The 15,642-nt window shown below is 59.3% G+C and carries 14 protein-coding genes; 8 read left to right on the top strand and 6 right to left on the bottom strand.

Going from position 1 to position 15,642, the window contains the following annotated elements; translation table 11 throughout:
• Positions 1 to 138 precede the first annotated feature (138 nt).
• The 5 genes from QP400_RS03315 (at position 139) to QP400_RS03295 (ending at position 5,072) form a co-directional block, all read left to right on the top strand.
• The gene (locus tag QP400_RS03315; protein ID WP_004808361.1) at positions 139 to 1,218 is read left to right on the top strand and encodes an ABC transporter ATP-binding protein; all 1,080 of its coding nucleotides are present in this window, start codon (positions 139 to 141) and stop codon (positions 1,216 to 1,218) included.
• Positions 1,218 to 3,773: an ABC transporter permease gene (locus tag QP400_RS03310; RefSeq protein ID WP_102201744.1), complete on the top strand. Its 2,556-nt coding sequence runs from the start codon at positions 1,218 to 1,220 to the stop codon at positions 3,771 to 3,773. Before QP400_RS03315 ends, QP400_RS03310 begins: the two co-directional genes overlap by 1 nt.
• Positions 3,774 to 3,882: 109 nt before the next feature.
• Positions 3,883 to 4,359: a phage holin family protein gene (locus QP400_RS03305; RefSeq protein WP_004808358.1), complete on the top strand. Its 477-nt coding sequence runs from the start codon at positions 3,883 to 3,885 to the stop codon at positions 4,357 to 4,359.
• Complete coding sequence (locus QP400_RS03300) at positions 4,356 to 4,673, top strand: DUF3618 domain-containing protein (protein ID WP_004808357.1); 318 nt, start codon at positions 4,356 to 4,358, stop codon at positions 4,671 to 4,673. The genes QP400_RS03305 and QP400_RS03300 overlap by 4 nt, the downstream gene beginning before the upstream one ends.
• Before the next feature lie 153 nt (positions 4,674 to 4,826).
• The gene (locus tag QP400_RS03295) at positions 4,827 to 5,072 is read left to right on the top strand and encodes a DUF3073 domain-containing protein (RefSeq protein WP_004808355.1); all 246 of its coding nucleotides are present in this window, start codon (positions 4,827 to 4,829) and stop codon (positions 5,070 to 5,072) included.
• Between the two features lie 121 nt (positions 5,073 to 5,193).
• Here the strand turns inward: QP400_RS03295 and purM are convergent, their stop codons facing one another.
• Genes purM through QP400_RS03280 form a run of 3 tightly spaced genes read right to left on the bottom strand, consistent with a single transcriptional unit; the run spans position 5,194 to position 9,241 of the window.
• Positions 5,194 to 6,300: a phosphoribosylformylglycinamidine cyclo-ligase gene (purM, locus tag QP400_RS03290; protein WP_004808353.1), complete on the bottom strand. Its 1,107-nt coding sequence runs from the start codon at positions 6,298 to 6,300 to the stop codon at positions 5,194 to 5,196.
• A 17-nt stretch (positions 6,301 to 6,317) separates the two neighbouring features.
• Positions 6,318 to 7,889, bottom strand: a complete 1,572-nt coding sequence (gene purF, locus QP400_RS03285; protein ID WP_004808351.1) for an amidophosphoribosyltransferase — start codon at positions 7,887 to 7,889, stop codon at positions 6,318 to 6,320.
• Complete coding sequence (locus QP400_RS03280; protein WP_004808350.1) at positions 7,886 to 9,241, bottom strand: alpha-amylase family glycosyl hydrolase; 1,356 nt, start codon at positions 9,239 to 9,241, stop codon at positions 7,886 to 7,888. Before QP400_RS03280 ends, purF begins: the two co-directional genes overlap by 4 nt.
• 217 nt (positions 9,242 to 9,458) lie before the next feature.
• Here QP400_RS03280 and QP400_RS03275 point away from each other — a divergent pair, with 217 nt between their 5' ends.
• Positions 9,459 to 9,905 (top strand): Dps family protein, encoded by a 447-nt coding sequence (locus QP400_RS03275; protein WP_004808348.1) that lies wholly within the window; start codon positions 9,459 to 9,461, stop codon positions 9,903 to 9,905.
• Between the two features lie 60 nt (positions 9,906 to 9,965).
• Here QP400_RS03275 and QP400_RS03270 read toward each other — a convergent pair whose 3' ends face one another.
• Together QP400_RS03270 and QP400_RS03265 are read right to left on the bottom strand one after the other, a co-directional pair.
• Positions 9,966 to 11,696: an RNB domain-containing ribonuclease gene (locus tag QP400_RS03270; protein WP_004808346.1), complete on the bottom strand. Its 1,731-nt coding sequence runs from the start codon at positions 11,694 to 11,696 to the stop codon at positions 9,966 to 9,968.
• Positions 11,697 to 11,788: 92 nt separating this feature from the next.
• Positions 11,789 to 12,046 (bottom strand): HPr family phosphocarrier protein, encoded by a 258-nt coding sequence (locus QP400_RS03265; protein ID WP_004808343.1) that lies wholly within the window; start codon positions 12,044 to 12,046, stop codon positions 11,789 to 11,791.
• Positions 12,047 to 12,294: 248 nt separating this feature from the next.
• Between QP400_RS03265 and QP400_RS03260 the strand changes: the two genes are divergently transcribed.
• A complete protein-coding gene (locus QP400_RS03260) occupies positions 12,295 to 14,019 on the top strand; it encodes a phosphoenolpyruvate--protein phosphotransferase (RefSeq protein ID WP_004808341.1) in 1,725 nt (574 codons plus the stop codon).
• Positions 14,003 to 14,422 (top strand): sterol carrier family protein, encoded by a 420-nt coding sequence (locus QP400_RS03255; protein ID WP_004808339.1) that lies wholly within the window; start codon positions 14,003 to 14,005, stop codon positions 14,420 to 14,422. The genes QP400_RS03260 and QP400_RS03255 overlap by 17 nt, the downstream gene beginning before the upstream one ends.
• Before the next feature lie 3 nt (positions 14,423 to 14,425).
• On the opposite strand, the gene QP400_RS03250 is transcribed toward QP400_RS03255, so the two are convergent.
• Positions 14,426 to 15,625: a diacylglycerol/lipid kinase family protein gene (locus QP400_RS03250; RefSeq protein WP_004808337.1), complete on the bottom strand. Its 1,200-nt coding sequence runs from the start codon at positions 15,623 to 15,625 to the stop codon at positions 14,426 to 14,428.
• Positions 15,626 to 15,642: the final 17 nt, after the last annotated feature.

Raw genomic sequence — 15,642 nt, 5'->3', positions numbered from 1 at the left:
GCCAAGGCTGGGCCGAGCCTTAGGCTGCACGTCCGGCCTCTACCTTCAGACTTCGCCACCGCTAGCGGCACTAATTGGCGTGTTCGCTGCTAGCGCTTTGAAAGGGCAGCCTTTAGGCATCCTTGATAGGTTCGTTCTATGGGAAAAACCACCAGTGAGCCTTCTTTTTCAAACCCTATTTTGCGACCACTCCAACCTGTTCAGGACGCGGTGATCGAAGCCAGCGATCTGACCAAGGTCTACGGTCGAGGTTCCAACAAGGTGACGGCCTTAGACCACGTTGATGTGCAGATCGAACGGGGGCGGTTTACGGCCATCATGGGCCCGTCCGGTTCTGGTAAATCCACTCTTATGCACTGCTTGGCTGGCCTAGACCGCACCACCGGCGGGAAGATCATGCTTGACAACATCGAGGTCACTAGCATGAGCCAATCCCGACTCACGAAGCTACGCCGCGACCGCATCGGCTTCATCTTCCAGTCCTTCAACCTAATTCCCACGCTCAGCGCCGAAGAGAACATCACGCTGCCGGCAGACGTGGCCCACCGCAAGCTCGATCCGGAACGTTTCAACACGGTAGTCGATCAGATGGGGCTCCGCGAACGCCTGGCGCACCGGCCCGCCGAACTGTCCGGTGGTCAGCAGCAAAGGGTGGCTTGTGCCCGCGCCCTGGTTGGGGAACCTGCGGTGGTCTTTGCCGACGAACCCACCGGAAACCTAGATTCGACCTCGACCCGGCAAGTACTAGATCGCCTGCGCGGGGCCGTCGACTCCTTCGGACAGACGGTAGTAATGGTGACGCACGAACCCGATGCGGCCGCCTACGCAGACCGGGTGCTATTCCTGGTGGACGGCAAGGTGGTTGCCCAGCTCGATGACCCGAACCCCGATTCGGTATTAGACGCTTTGCGCGAGCTCAATTCCGCCGAGGCGAAGGCCGATTCCTCTGCAAAGAGCGAGCCTGGTCGGCAGGCTGCCCCCGCCGATTCAACACCGCCTAGCCGCGAATCTGCCGGTTCTAGTCCGGCCACTCCTGCCCTGGTGGAAAAAGAAGATGCTCAGGTTCAGCCCGAGGAGCCGCAGCAGGTACCTACCGCTCCTGTCCGTCATGGCTCACATGTGTCTTCGCGCGGGTTTGACGCTCCCCCGGAACCGACCCCGCCCTCCGGAGAGATCCCTCTGGTATTTCCCCCGCGCGCTCGCCGGAAGAATAAGTGATGCTGAAAGTAACTCTGCGCGGAATTAAGGCCCACTTTGGCCGCTTTCTACTAACCATGTTGGCGGTTGCCCTGGGCATCGCCTTCCTCTCGGGCACCCTATCCCTGCGGCAGGTGCTCGATTCCAACTTCAAGTCGCTTACCGCTTCCTCGCGTACGGCGGACATCTACGTGGTTGGACCGAAGATCTCTAGCTCCTCCTCCCCGCTGACCATGCGCGATCAAGTCCCCCTTGACCTGCAGGAAAAGGTGCAAAAAGTGCAGGGCGTATCCGAGGTGCGCCCCTACTACGTTTCCATTGCGGTGCTCATGAAGCAGGACGGCACTCCGCTACGGACTGCCGGTACGGCCACCGCCCAGGTGGTAGAGCCCGGCCCCGGTGGCCCCAAACTGGTAAGTGGGAAGGCCCCGGCTAAGAATCAGGTAGCTATCCCCCACAAGGACGCGAAAAAGCTAGGAGTCAAGATCGGCGACAAGGTGAAGTTTGTCGTCGAGGGCACTCCCTTAGACTTCACCGTCAGCGGTTTTTACAAGCTGCCCATAGATATTCAGGCCTACCAGATCGTCTACATGAATCCCGAGCAAGCCAGATCACTACTGGGTGCTTCCGGCAAATCCATGTACCTGTCGGTCAGCAAAAATAAGGGCGCCAGCACTACGGCGGTAGTCCACAACATCAATAAGGTTCTGGACCGCGGCACCGAGGCGATGACGGCCTCGAAGCTGGCAGACGAGGACAACAAGACCATCGACCAGGTCCTCGGTTTCGTCAATACCTTCCTGCTCGTGTTCGTCCTTCTTGCCCTGTTTGTTGGCACCTTCATCATTGGCAATACTTTCCAGATGTCGGTGAAGGCCCGTACCAAGGAATTTGCCCTGATGAGGGCGGTCGGGGTTTCGTCGGGCCAGATCTTCCTTTCCGTAGCGCTCGAGTCGGTAGTAATCGGCCTGATTGGCTCCATCATTGGTGTTGCTTTGGGCGCCGGCTTGCTGGCAGCTATGGGAGCACTAATCTCCGCCGCCGGGCTGCCTCTCAAGGTCGGAGGAGCCATGTCGCTGGGCATCATCTTGCTCTCGATGGCCATCGGCACCGTCGTCACCGTTCTGGGTGCACTATTGCCTGCTCGGCATGCGGCTTCCATTGCGCCTATCGAGGCAATGCGCACCGCCGAGGGCGCAAACGAAAAGCCCCTCACTTTGCGCACTATTGTTGGCGTCATTCTTACCGCCGCCGGTTTGTTCCTGACCTGGACGGCTGCCACCGGCAAGGTCACTTTCAGCCAGCCCGGCATCATGCTGGGCGTTGGGGCAGCAGCCCTGCTGTTTGGAATCATCGCGTTGCTGCCTATTCTTGCTAGGCCGATCGCGTGGCTGCTGGCTTGGCCGCTGCGAATCTTCCGGCCACACGGACGCCTTGGCCTGCGCAATGTGCTGCGATCTCCGCGCCGCATCGCTTCCACTGCCGGTGCACTACTGATTGGCATGGCCCTGGTTTCGGCCGGGTCCACGTTGGCGTCCTCGGTGCGCGATTCGACCGCGGATCAGATGAAAAATGAACTGAAGGCGTCGCTGATAGTGCGCACTATCGAGGGCGTAAAACCCACTGCCCTGACCAAGCCTGTGAAGGATAAGATTCTGCAGGTCGAGGGCGTCAAGTCGCTAAACGATTCGCTCCAGATGGGCGTTGCTGCCGGCTATGGGCCAAAGCAAACTGCGCAGGATGCTTCCCCCTTGTTGCTCGGTAGATTCGACGCAGATGCCATGGCTAAAGACTTGAATCTGGCAGTCACCGCCGGCAAGATCGCCAACCTGGGCGAAGGCAAGATTGCGCTCTCGGATAGCGCCGACAAGGACATGAAGGTGGGCACCAAGGTCCACGTGATTGGCAGTAGCGGCACGCCGCGCGAATTGACGGTGGTTGCCCGCTACGATTCCGCAGTTCTTCGCACTACCGGACTGGTCAGCCCTGCCGAGGCCGACAACATTGGTCTTTCCCAAACCGTTTCCGGCAACGCGTTCTTGCGGGTGAACGATCCGAAGGATCACAAACAAGTTGAGCGTATCCAGAAGGACGTGCAGGACATTCTGAAGAAGACTTACACTTTCGAGGTCATGACTCCTGCCGAACTGGATTCGGCCACCGAAGCTGGAATTAACCAGACCATGGGCATCTTGTATGGCCTGCTTGGCCTGTCCATCGTCATCGCGATCTTGGGAATCATCAACACCCTGTCGCTTTCCGTTTCGGAACGCACCCGCGAGATTGGCCTGATGAGGGCGGTGGGCATGTCCCGGCTAGGTATTGCCGGAACCATCACCATCGAGTCGGTGCTGATCACCATCTTCGGCGCACTCACCGGCATCATTACCGGTTGCTACCTGGGGTGGGCGCTGCTGAAGTATTTGGGTTCTTCTGGGATCAACACCATTTCTATTCCGTGGCCAACCATCGCGATCCTGGCCGTCGGCTCTATCCTGGTTGGCATCATCGCGGCAATAATCCCTGCCGCCAGCGCTTCTCGCAAGCCCATCCTGGACGCAATCACCGAAGAATAGGGGGGTACCTTCCCAGGCCATAAGCTCACAAAAAACATGCAAAAGGCGATAACTTTCTTAAATAGTGGCAAAATGATGCCAGTACGTACAGTAAGCCTAGGAGGCCAATGTGACTAGTCCTTCCGTAGACCCAAAGGCGAATGCAGGCAGCACCGCCGCCCCAACCAACACAGCTAAACCTATCCGCACTCAGTCCGGATCTTCGTTGGGGGAACTATTTTCGAAGCTATCTGACCAGGTGCACACTCTTGTGCAAGGCGAAATCGACCTGGCTAAAGCCAAGGCCACTGTCATGGCCAAGAAGTGCGGCACCGGTGGCGCACTGCTAGCAGTTGCAGGCGTACTAGCCCTTTACATGCTCGGCATTTTGCTGTGGGCAGCCATATACGGCATTGGCGTAGCACTGCCTATGTGGGCATCTTGCCTGATCGTGGCCGGTGTGCTGCTAGTTATTATTCTTATTCTGGCGCTGGTCGGCCTCTCTCAACTGAAGAAGGGCACCAAGGACAAGCCGGATCCACAAAAGGGTTTCAAACAATCTATCGACGCGGCTAAGACCGGAGCACAGAAGGGACTAGGCAAGTGAGCGACAATCGCACCCCCGAACAGATCGAAGAAGAACTGCGGCGTGCTCGCCAGGATATGCAGGACACTGTGGATCAGCTGGCAGCCCAGCTCGACCCCAAGGTGAAGGTCCAGGAATTTAAGGACACTGCCAAGGTAAAGAGCCAGGAGTTCAAAGAGAGCGCCAAAGTCAAGGGCCAGGAAGCAAAAGTGAAAGCACAATCACTTTTCGAGGCTGCTCAGGCTGGCGACACGAAGGCTATCGGCACAATTGCCGGTGCAGCTGGAGCCCTAATTACCGCTTTGGGAATTGCCTATTTTGCCAAGCGAAACTAACCATTTCTTTACGCGAACATGGGTTCGCCACAAGCATATGGTTAGCGTAAGGGTGCAACGAAGTTGTACCCTATAGACACGAAACATTTAAGTTGAACATCCGGGACGCACGTTTGTGCCTTCCCGACGAGAAGAATAGAGGGGGTCGACCCCATGGGGCGCGGCCGTCAGAAGGCGAAACAGCGTAAGGTTGCACGTAAGCTGAAGTATTTCAGCACTGATACAGATTACGCGGCATTGCAGCGCGAACTTGCGGCTCAACGTGGCGAGACCATTGATACGGACGACCAAGGGTCGTACGAGGATGATCCGTACGCAAAATACGCCGATAAGTACGCAGATATGTATGCTGACGACGACGCTGATGACTGGGAAGACTGGGCATCGGCACACCGCTGATTAGTATTTTTTGGTGGCCCGACCTGTTAGGTCGGGCCACCAAAACGTTTAAGCCCTAAAGTTCCACATTCCGCGTCGCCTGCTAGAAGCATCGGCCAATGGCAGCCGCATACGTTGCCAATCAGGCGAGGGCGTAGCTACCAGTTAGCACTACCTTGCCGCCCTTTACGCCTTTCGCTTCAGAGATGACGCGTCCGGTAGCGGTAGGATCGGATTCAACCTGACCCAGAATTGCAGACTCGCAGCCCGCCTGGCGGGCGCATTCGCGCACGGCATCCACGCTGTCTGGAGCGCACACAGCAACCATGCCGATGCCCAAGTTCAATGTCATTTCTAGATCGTCCCAGGAAACATTGCCCTGAGTGCGCACCCAGTCAAAAACTGCAGGCACCTTCCAAGAACCGCGGTCTACAACGGCTCCCAACTCTAGCGGCAGGACGCGGGCCAGATTTGCTGCCAGACCACCGCCGGTCACGTGGGACAGAGCGTGCAGGCCTTCGACGCCGACCTCGTCCTTAATCTGCAGGCAGAGGCGCGAGTAGAGGCGAGTGGGTTCTAACAATTCCTCGCCTAACGTGCGCCCGAATTGTGCCACCTGCGCGTGCAGATCGGCCTTAGAAACCTCGAGCACGCGCCTGACTAGCGAGTACCCGTTCGAGTGCAGCCCGGAAGCGGCAAGCCCAACCAGCACGTCCGATTCGCGAACACGGTCGGCACCAAGCATCTGGTCGGCCTCGACAACACCCGTCGCAGCCCCAGCAATGTCGTAATCGTCGGCACCCATCATCCCAGGATGCTCGGCGGTTTCCCCACCCAGCAACGGAGTGTCAACGGCGGCACATGCCTCGGCTACCCCACGCACAATGTCTGCGATGCGCTGCGGCTGCACATGCCCGCAAGCAATGTAGTCAGTCATCAGAAGAGGGCGTGCCCCCACTACCGCAATATCGTCTACCACCATGCCGACCAGGTCCTGGCCGATCGTGTCGTGAATATCCAGGGCCTGCGCAATAGCGATCTTCGTGCCTACCCCGTCAGTAGACGTGGTCAGGTACGGCTTCTTCATACCTGCCAGGGCAGAAGCGTCGACCATACCGGCGAAACCGCCGATACCGCCAACCACCTGCGGGGTGAAGGTGCGCGAAACGGCCTCCTTCATCAGTTCTACGGCCTGGTCGCCAGCAGCGGTGTCAACTCCCGCAGAAGCGTAGGTGATTTCTTCAGACATGAGTGCCCTTTCTTAGATTATTCGGCCCAGACCTGCTGGCTGGTAACCGCGCCCTTACCGCCGGGGACAGGGGTGCCCGCGGGGATGGAAATTGGGTAGTCCCCATTGAAGCAGGCCATGCACAGGGTGGAAGGATCCTGCCCGGAAGCCTTGACCATGCCGTCAATACTCAGGTAACCAAGCGAATCGGCCTGAATAGACTCGCAAATCTGATCAGTATTCATAGATGCGGCAATCAGTTCGGCGCGAGTAGCAAAGTCGATGCCGAAGAAACAGGGCCACAGCACGGGCGGGGAAGAGATGCGCACGTGCACTTCGGCAGCGCCGGCCTCGCGCAACATGGACACGACCTGCCGCTGCGTATTGCCGCGCACAATCGAGTCATCTACCACGATCAAGCGCTTGCCCTCAATAATTTCGCGGATCGGATTCAGTTTCAGCCGAATGCCGCGCTGACGCATGATCTGGGTGGGCTGAATGAATGTGCGGCCCACATACGCGTTCTTGACCAGGCCTTGCTGGAACGGGATACCGCTTTCTTCGGCATACCCAATGGCAGCGGGCGTGCCCGAGTCCGGGGTTGCCATAACCAAGTCGGCCTCTACCGGGTGTTCCTTGGCTAGTGCCGCCCCCATTTCGCGGCGGGACTGGATGATGGACCGACCTCCGATGCGAGTGTCAGGACGGGCCAGGTACACGTATTCGAAGGCGCACACGTTCGGAGTGGACTTCGCAAAACGGTAGGACCGCACCCCCGAGTGGTCGATCGAGATCAATTCGCCGGGCTCTATTTCGCGAACCACGGTAGCGCCCACAATGTCGAGGGCGGCGGTTTCCGATGCCAGGGCCCACCCATGCGGTAGCCGGCCCAGCACAAACGGACGCACCCCGTGCGGGTCACGGGCGGCGTACAGGTGTTGCTCGTCCATGAACACGAGCGAGAAGGCACCCTTCAGATGAGGCAGGACGCGGAGTGCAGATTCAATCAGCGGCGCTGGCGCCTCGCCTACAAAGGTGTCGTTTGCGCCCTTGATGCGCGCCCCCTCTATGCCGCCCTCGGGCAATTCCCACCCGATCTGCGAAAGTTTGTCACCTGAGCCTAACAGCGCGTTGATAAGCGCGGTGTCTGTAGAAGCACCCCGAGCTACCTCTCCACGCGATCCCAGCTTGTTCATTACGATCTCGCGTAGCTGCTTCGTGTTCGTCAGGTTGCCGTTATGGGCCAGGGCGAGCGTGCCCGTGCCAGAGGGGCCAAGCGTAGGCTGAGCGTTTTCCCACACGTCCGCCCCAGTGGTGGCGTAACGCGCGTGCCCAATGGCCGCATGCCCCTTCAGCCCTTCTAGAGCCTGGTCGTTAAATACCTGGCTGACTAGCCCCAAATCCTTGTACACCAGGATCTTTTCGCCATTCGAGGTGGCGATACCGGCCGATTGCTGGCCGCGGTGCTGCAGGGCGTAGATGCCGAAATAAGTTAACCTAGAAACGTCCTCTTCTGGAGCCCAAACTCCGAATACGCCGCACTGATCTTGTGGTGCAGGGTCATCGTGGGGATCCAAAGAATGGCTCAGATTGCCGTCGCCGCGTATCACGCGCCCATTCTTTCATGTTTTGGCGCGAAGACACCAAATGTTCCTGAAGAAATTTCCCCATTTTGGAAAGAATCAGCCAACTCTGGATGCCCGATTTCCGCGAGTGCGGGATGCCCGGCCCCAATTGTTTCCTCTGAGTTGTTGCACACAACCAGCAATTCACCGCTCCCATCCGCGGCGCTGGCCCGGTAGGAGATTACTTCGTTTTCAATATGAGTCACTTCGATTTTTGCGTGCGCCAGCCACGGGTGGCGACGACGCAGTGCTATGAGGGAGGCATAGTAGTGCCAAAATTTCTTTTGCCGATCAGTAGTAACGCCGGCCGTGGCAGGCAGACTCGGCCGGATCGCGTCATCCCCGCCTGCCCGTTCCTCTTTTACGCCCTGGTACCCCAGTTCGTCGCCGTAATAGATCGATGGCACCCCTGGCAGAGTCAGCAGTATTGCTGCTGCCTGCCCCACCTGCCCAGGAGTTAGCCGGGAGGCGATTCTGGTCACGTCGTGGTTTGAAAGGAAGGTTTGCGGCCAAAAATGTTCACAAAATTCCAGGTGACGAGTTAGGTTCCACTGCAATTCATAAAAGTTGTGGTCGCTTAGCGAAGACCAGATGGACTTCCACAATTCATACTGGGTTAGTGAATCCCACCCCGCCTGCGCGACCAGCTGCGGATAGTCGCCGTGGATTACCTCGCCGAACACCCACAGATGCGGATACTTCCGACGGAGCGGCGGCAGGATCTGCGCCCACAGTTGTGGGTCTACCGCGTATGCGGCGTCTAGGCGCCACCCGTCTAGTCCCCGTCCACTCCAGTAGTCCATTACTTTGCCGATCAAGGCGCGCACCTGGGTGTTTCCGTGGTTGAGGGCGGCCAAGCCGGCATGGCCTTCAAAAGTGTCGTAGGCGGGCAGTCGCCCGGGATGCCAGTCGGTAAACTCTGCCCGGAAAAAGTCTGCGTATGGCGATTGCGGGCCCCGCTGCACCACGTCGCGCATTTGCGGGCAGTAGGGCGAAACGTGGTTGAACACCCCGTCAGCTAATACCGCCATCCCTTGCCGGTGAGCGTACTCGATAAAAGCAGAAAAGTCCTCCATTGTGCCTAGGCGTGAATCGATGCGGAAGTAGTCGATGGTGTCGTATCCGTGCGAGTAGGACTGGAAAATGGGCCCCAACAAAATGGCGTTTGCCCCCAACCGGCGAGCATGATCTACCCACGTCCCCAAATCCGCGAGCGTGCGCACGGGCCGGAAAGGGCCTTTTTCTGGCACCTCTATTTCGGGATTTAGTTTGGGCGCCCCCAGTGCTCCTAGCGGGTAGAGTTGCCAGCAGATTGCGTGCTCGCTAAATTCAGCCATGGTTCAATTCTGCCGCATCCACACCAGTTTTTCTGCGTTTCCCCGCTCCCACACACGTTTTACGTATTGGCAGCACTGTGCCGATTGTAGGCATTTTCTGGACTAATTCCAGATTAGGTGTTAGGGTAAGTATGTATGTTTGGGGCGCGCTAGAAATAATGGCGACGCCTACGAACAAGAATTTAGGCTCGCGTAATGCGGCCGGAAAGGAAAGCACATGGTCAAGGTTGAAGGAATCGTAGGCGACACCCTGCAGCAGACTCTGGTTGATCTGATTTCGTTGGAACTGCAGGCAAAGCAGGCACACTGGAACATCAAAGGCCCGCGTTTCCGCGCACTGCACCTGGCGCTTGACGAGGTCGTCGACCTGGTCCGCAACAACGCTGACGAAGTTGCAGAACGCCTAGCCACTATTGGCGGCAACCCGGATGGACGCGAATCCACCGTTGCTAAGACCTCGACTCTAGACGAGCTAGAGGCTGGCGACCTGCCCGTAGACAAGACTTACGAGGTAATGGCCGAGCGCGTACAGACCGTATGCGACAAGATTCGCCAGAACCTATCCGAGGCCGACGAAGCAGACCCCATCACTGGCGACCTACTGATTGGTGTCGTTTCCGGACTCGAACAGCAGGCTTGGTTCCTGCGCGCAGCCACCAAGTAGTACTGCGACTACAAGACTAAAAGAGGCTCACCCTTTGGGGTGGGCCTCTTTTTATTACCTTCATGCCGCCCGTGCGAGAGCGAAAGCAACCTGCCGTTTTTCCAGGTCAGCCTTGGTAAGATCCACTTCAACCCGTTCCCCAACGGGCAGGTCTTCGCCCTCGACGGGGGCCATGATCGCGGGATCTGAAAGCATGATGTGTCCGCTGTGTTCTTTAGCGTCTAGGATTACCCCGCTGTATGTTTCGCCCTCGTGCCCGGAAAGGGTGAGGGCCTCCATGGCGGCAATGACTTCCTTTTCGTTCTTTGCCCCGGCCTGGCGTGCCTTCCCCATTTCCGAGGGAAGCTGCGGCAATGCGTCCAGTACCCAACCTGGAATGAATTCTTCTGCTGCTCCCCCGCCGGCATCCTGCCGCCGCGTGTCAGCCCACGCCAGTTCTAGCGAGAAGCGGTCGACTAGGCGCCGCAGCGGGGCGGTCGAGTGCGCATATTCGGCAGCAATGGCCGAATGGACCACGCGCCGGTCCTGTACCGGGAACAGTTCGCCTATCGGATCGCGCCCGCCAATTGCCGGCCCGTACACCAGGTAGCCGGAGCCTCGGAACAGCGATGCAGCCCGATCCATGAAAGCGTTGTGCGCTGGATTGGCCTCGTCCAAAGTGGGCACTAGCTGCGGGTATGACATTTCCAGCGGCCAGGAAACCCCCAGCGCCCTGGCGGCGCGGCGAAGGCGGGCTACGTCCTCGTTCTTTGCGGGCGGCAGTGTGCACACCACCCCTACCCCCAGGCGCCGCATCCCGGCTGCAGCACACATCCCTGTAAGCAGGGACATGTGGGCATTCCAGTTTTCGACGGGGAGCGAGGCCCGGAAGCGCAGCTGGTATCCGCCTCTAAGTTTTTCTACCTCTTGTTCGGGCAGCGGCAGCGATACTCCGCCCCGATCCTGTTCGCGCTCAATGCGCAGCAATCCCAATTCCTGCAGCAGAGCGGGCAGGGCAGGATCAGCCGCCGGCGGCAACTTCCCCTTCCCGTCCACCGCGTCTTGCACCTGCTGGTAGTCCAGTTGCGCACGCGAAATTACGGCCGCCAGATCGACCCGCCAAGAGACAACCTGCCCCTCTTCGTCCAGGGCAATGCGCCACAGGAACGAGGGCGTCACCTGCCCGGGTAGCAAGGATGCGGCTCCTGCGGACAGCTCACGCGGGTGCAGGGGAACAGAACCGTCTGGGAAATACAGCGTGTTGCCGCGCGCATGCACCTCGGCGTCCAGTTCCGAGCCGGGCTCCACGAAGCAGGACAGCGCTGCGATCGAATAGGCAAGCAGATATTTGGCCTTCGCGGGAGCGTCCTGGTGCCGCAACTGGGTCACGTGTTCGGGAACCTCGTGCTGGCCGGCCAATGCCTCTTCGGGCAGATCAGAAACTTTGGCGATAGCGATGGCCTGGTCCAGGTCTTTAGATTCGGGTGGGTCGATGGTGACCAGGGGGATAGCCGTGCCATCTAGACGCGGGTACGTGGGCGGATAGTCGGCAGGGATCGCACTACCGTCGCCAACTTGCAAGGGCACTACCTGCCAGGGCTTTTCTGCCTGTGCGCCACCCCCAGCTGCCGCGACACTAACTTGCGGGTGCAACTGGCGCTCCCACTGCTGCCAGCGTTCGGCACTTTGTTGTGCTTCCTGGGTTGCCCCCTGTGGGAATGCGGTGGGCACTTGGTTGTTCTTGCGGATTAAGTCGAGCACCGGGACCAATACGTCCGGGGCTACAGGGTAGATCTGCCTCCTACGCGTCATGTAATCAGGGTCTCACGTACGGGACCGATGCGCGCGTCAGGACAAACCGGTTATTTCCGGCCGTCCCGACTAAGGCAATTTTTGGGGAATACTTAGATGTCTAGGTCTTTGCCCAGCACGTAAGAAACGGCCCGCACAGCAGCTTCGTTTTCAGATTCGACAATCAGAGTGTCGCCCTGACCTGCTGCCAAGGTCATTAGCATCATTACGGAAGAGGCGTCTACGGGTTCGCCCTTTTCAGAACGGATCGTTACAGGCTCGGCGAAGTCAGCCGCGGCCTGGGCAACCTTGGCTGCCGGGCGGGCGTGTAGACCAACGGAAGAACCTACTTTCACGGTCTTGCTGAACAAGCTATCTCCTTATCTGTACGTTAGATTTTCTGGCGTCTCCAACAGGGTACACAGTAAGCACTGAGTGAGAAACTTTGTGCCTAAGTCGCGGCCAAAGTAACACTTTTTAGGACTTTCGCCGCGATTCCTTGCTTTTTGCGTTCCGGGGCCCATTTTATCCCCACAGGTGGCCGCTCTCACAGCGATACTTCCACTACAGGAGCGTTTAACGCGGCATTATGGGGTTATCTGCCGGCCAAGGAGGACACATGGATGCTCGCATTAATGCTCGAGGCATCCCCGTTGTTACGGGAGCAGCTTTCGCGCCCGTACGGTGGGTGGTGCGTCCGCAACCCATTTCGCTGGACTCACAGACGGTTCCTAAAGAATTGCGCGACCACGAAGTCGAACGATTCGTTGAGGCCGCTGACAACGTTACTGCCCGCCTCCTTTCGAGGGCGGAAAAATCGGTGGGATCGTCCTCGGACCTGTTGCGCGTGGCCGCTGCAATGGCTACTGATCCTGCCTGGCGCAGCGCCACTACAAAACTGATTCAGGCCGGCACTCCGGCGGATTCTGCCGCCACCCAGACGATCGCAGATATTGCCCGCAAATTCGTGGCTGCCGGGGACACGCTAGCCGAACGCGTCACCGATCTGATTGACGTGCGCGACCGCGTGGTTGCCGAGATTCACGGTATGCCCGAGGGCGCGCTGCCGGAACTTGATAAGCCCACGATCCTCTTTTGCGACGATCTGGCCCCGGCCGATGCGGGCGCGCTGGACCCGAAATACGTCAAGGCGCTGGTGTGTCGCGGCGGCGGTCCCACTTCGCACTTCGTTATTGTTTCCCGCCAGCTGGGGATTCCCTGCATCATTTCTGCCAAGGGTATAGACAACGTCGAGGATGGCGAACTTGCCCTGGTAGATGGCGCTAACGGGCACATCACCATCAATCCTGATGCGGGCCATGCCAGGTCGATCATCGCCCTCGACGAGGCCCGCCACCAGGCTGAAGATAACTGGGAAGGACCAGCCTGCACCAAGGATGGAATCCGCATCTACCTGTACGGGAACGTGCAAGACCGGATGCAGGCGTTACAGGCCCGCAAGATGGGTGCCGACGGAGTGGGCCTGCTGCGCACAGAGCTCACCTTCCTGGGAACCCGCAACGAACCCAATCTGGATGCCCAAATTCGCGCCTACAAGTCGGTCATCGACGTGTTCCCCGACAAGCGATTCATTGCCCGCACCCTGGATGCCGGCTCGGATAAGCCGGTGGTGTGGGCGGGCACTCAGCCCGAGGAAAATCCGGCGTTAGGGGTGCGCGGGCTGCGCACTATTTTGCGTAAGAAAGAAGTGCTGCTGCACCAGCTAGATGCGCTTGCCGAAGTTTCCGCCGGCCGCAAGGAACCACTGCGAGTCATGGCCCCGATGGTGTCCACGCTGGACGAGGCACAGATGTTCGCCGACCTGGTGCGCGAACGCGGAATGAGCCCTGGCATCATGATCGAGGTGCCCGCACTGGCATTCCTAGCCGACCCGCTCTACCAGATTGTAGACTTCACTTCCCTGGGTACCAACGACCTGACGCAGTACCTGATGGCCGCCGACCGCACCAACCCCTACCTGGCCAGCTACCTGGACGCCTGGCAGCCCGCAATCTTGACCCTGATCGCGCACGTTGCCCGAGCAGCCGCCCGACATGGCAAACAGGCGTGCGTCTGTGGGGAAGCAGCAGCGGATCCCGTCCTCGCCTCGGTCCTTACGGGCATGGGCGTGCACGGGCTATCCATGGCGCCCTCGGCAATAAAGACGGTAGGTTCCTACATTTCGCAGCTAAACTTGGACACCTGTAAGAGGGCGGCAATCGCCGTCATTGGCAACGACCCGGGAGACATGTACGGCCCCTACACTGGCGCTTTCAGCGCGGTGGACGCACGCGAACGGGCACTAAAGATTTTTAACGAGGCATTGAGTGCGACGCAGAATTAGCGACGAGGACGGACTGGCTGCCCTGCGGCAGTGGTGGCAGATTACGACTGCTGCACGAGAAGGGGGCAATTTTGACTCCCTTAGGCAGGCCACCAAGACGATGGACCGGAAACAACGGCGGGCTGCGGTGCGCTGGTCGCTAGAAGAGTTCGCCGAGCTGTATCCCGGCAGGTCCGTTGAAGTTCGCGTGCCGCCCGCAGCGGCAGTGCAGGCGATCGCGGGAACGCTGCACCGGCGCGGCACTCCCCCGGCAGTTGTTGAATGCGACGAAACGACCTGGCTAGCCATGGCTACCGGCATCTACCAGTTTGGGGAGGCAGTTGCTGCCGGGCGGGTTACCGCTTCTGGCATTCACACTGATCTGTCTTCGCGGCTTCCCCTGCACCTGCCGCGGCTAGCCTAGCCGTTACAGGGCGCGAATCTTTACCGCTGCCCGATCGGTGCGCACCCACACTTGGGTGGCCATCCCAATGGCATCCCCGTCTACTTCTACGTAGCGAGGGCGCTGGACGCGCAATTCGGCCTGGCGAGCCCGGCGCGCGTCCAGATCCGAGGTGAAAGAGGCCATCTTGGGCCTGATTCCCAGCCCCTGCAACAGCAGGCGCCACCCCAGTTCCAGCCAGCCAATCGGCCCCATGCGAGCATCCAGGCGGGCAACATCAAGCCACCCATCATCAGGGCGGGCATCGGGCAACAACACCACGTTGGCGGTCAGCACCCCGCAGTTAGCGAAGAGCACCGTGGTGGCGGAGACCTTCTTGGTAAGACCGTGTTTGCCCAACTTCAGTTCCACGTCCATGGTGGGTTTCGCAGCGTGCCGCAACCCGGACAAGACGTAGGCGAACCACCCGATCTTCTGCTTCAGTTCGGATTTGGTAGTGGCCATTACGTCCGCGTCAAAGCCCACCCCAGCCATAACCAGGAACGCGTATTCATCCTTGCGCGGCCGCGGACCGTCTTCTATGAAGGTAGCCAGCACTTCGCCCTCGGCAGTGGGCACATCAGAATCATGCCTGGGCACATCCGGGTTCTTCACCGGTTCGGTAACCGCAGTGGGATGGTGTTCAGTACGCAGCCACCCCAGGTCTACGTTGTGGGTGCGCCCAGTAAAGGCAATAGAAGCGGCCTCCTGCAGCGAATCTAGGGGGACCTCCATGTTACGCGCCATCAAATTGCCCGTCCCAGCAGGCAAAATAGCCATGGGCACGCCCGTGTGCGCCAGCCCGGCTGCCACCGCCCGTACCGTGCCATCGCCGCCTGCTACCAGCACTACGCCAGCGCCGCCCTCGACCGCTTCGCGCGCCTGCACTGCCGCAGACACGTCCAGCTGTGTCTGCACAAAGTGCGGCTTTTCCCAACCGGCCTCAAAAGCGCATTCGCCAACCGTCTCTTCAAAGCCGGCAATATCGTCCACTCGGGCCGGGTTGACGATCACCCAAGGCTTCTTCGAGGGCGTGCCGTCCTTAGCCTTCGAAGAGTCACGGGAGGCGGCACTAAGCCGCGTCTCCAGCTGCGTGGCGCGAGTATGCGCAGCCGACGCCACAAACAGGGCGAGACCAGCCACCACCAGCGCCAAAATGGCTACGATCAGCGCTACTACAGACATGATTGAATAATATCCGA

It is taken from the genome of Winkia sp. UMB3158, assembly GCF_030217145.1.
In the GTDB taxonomy this organism is placed as follows: domain Bacteria; phylum Actinomycetota; class Actinomycetes; order Actinomycetales; family Actinomycetaceae; genus Winkia; species Winkia anitrata.
The sequence above is the reverse complement of the archived record's forward strand: the minus strand, read 5'-3'. Positions and strand labels throughout refer to the sequence as shown.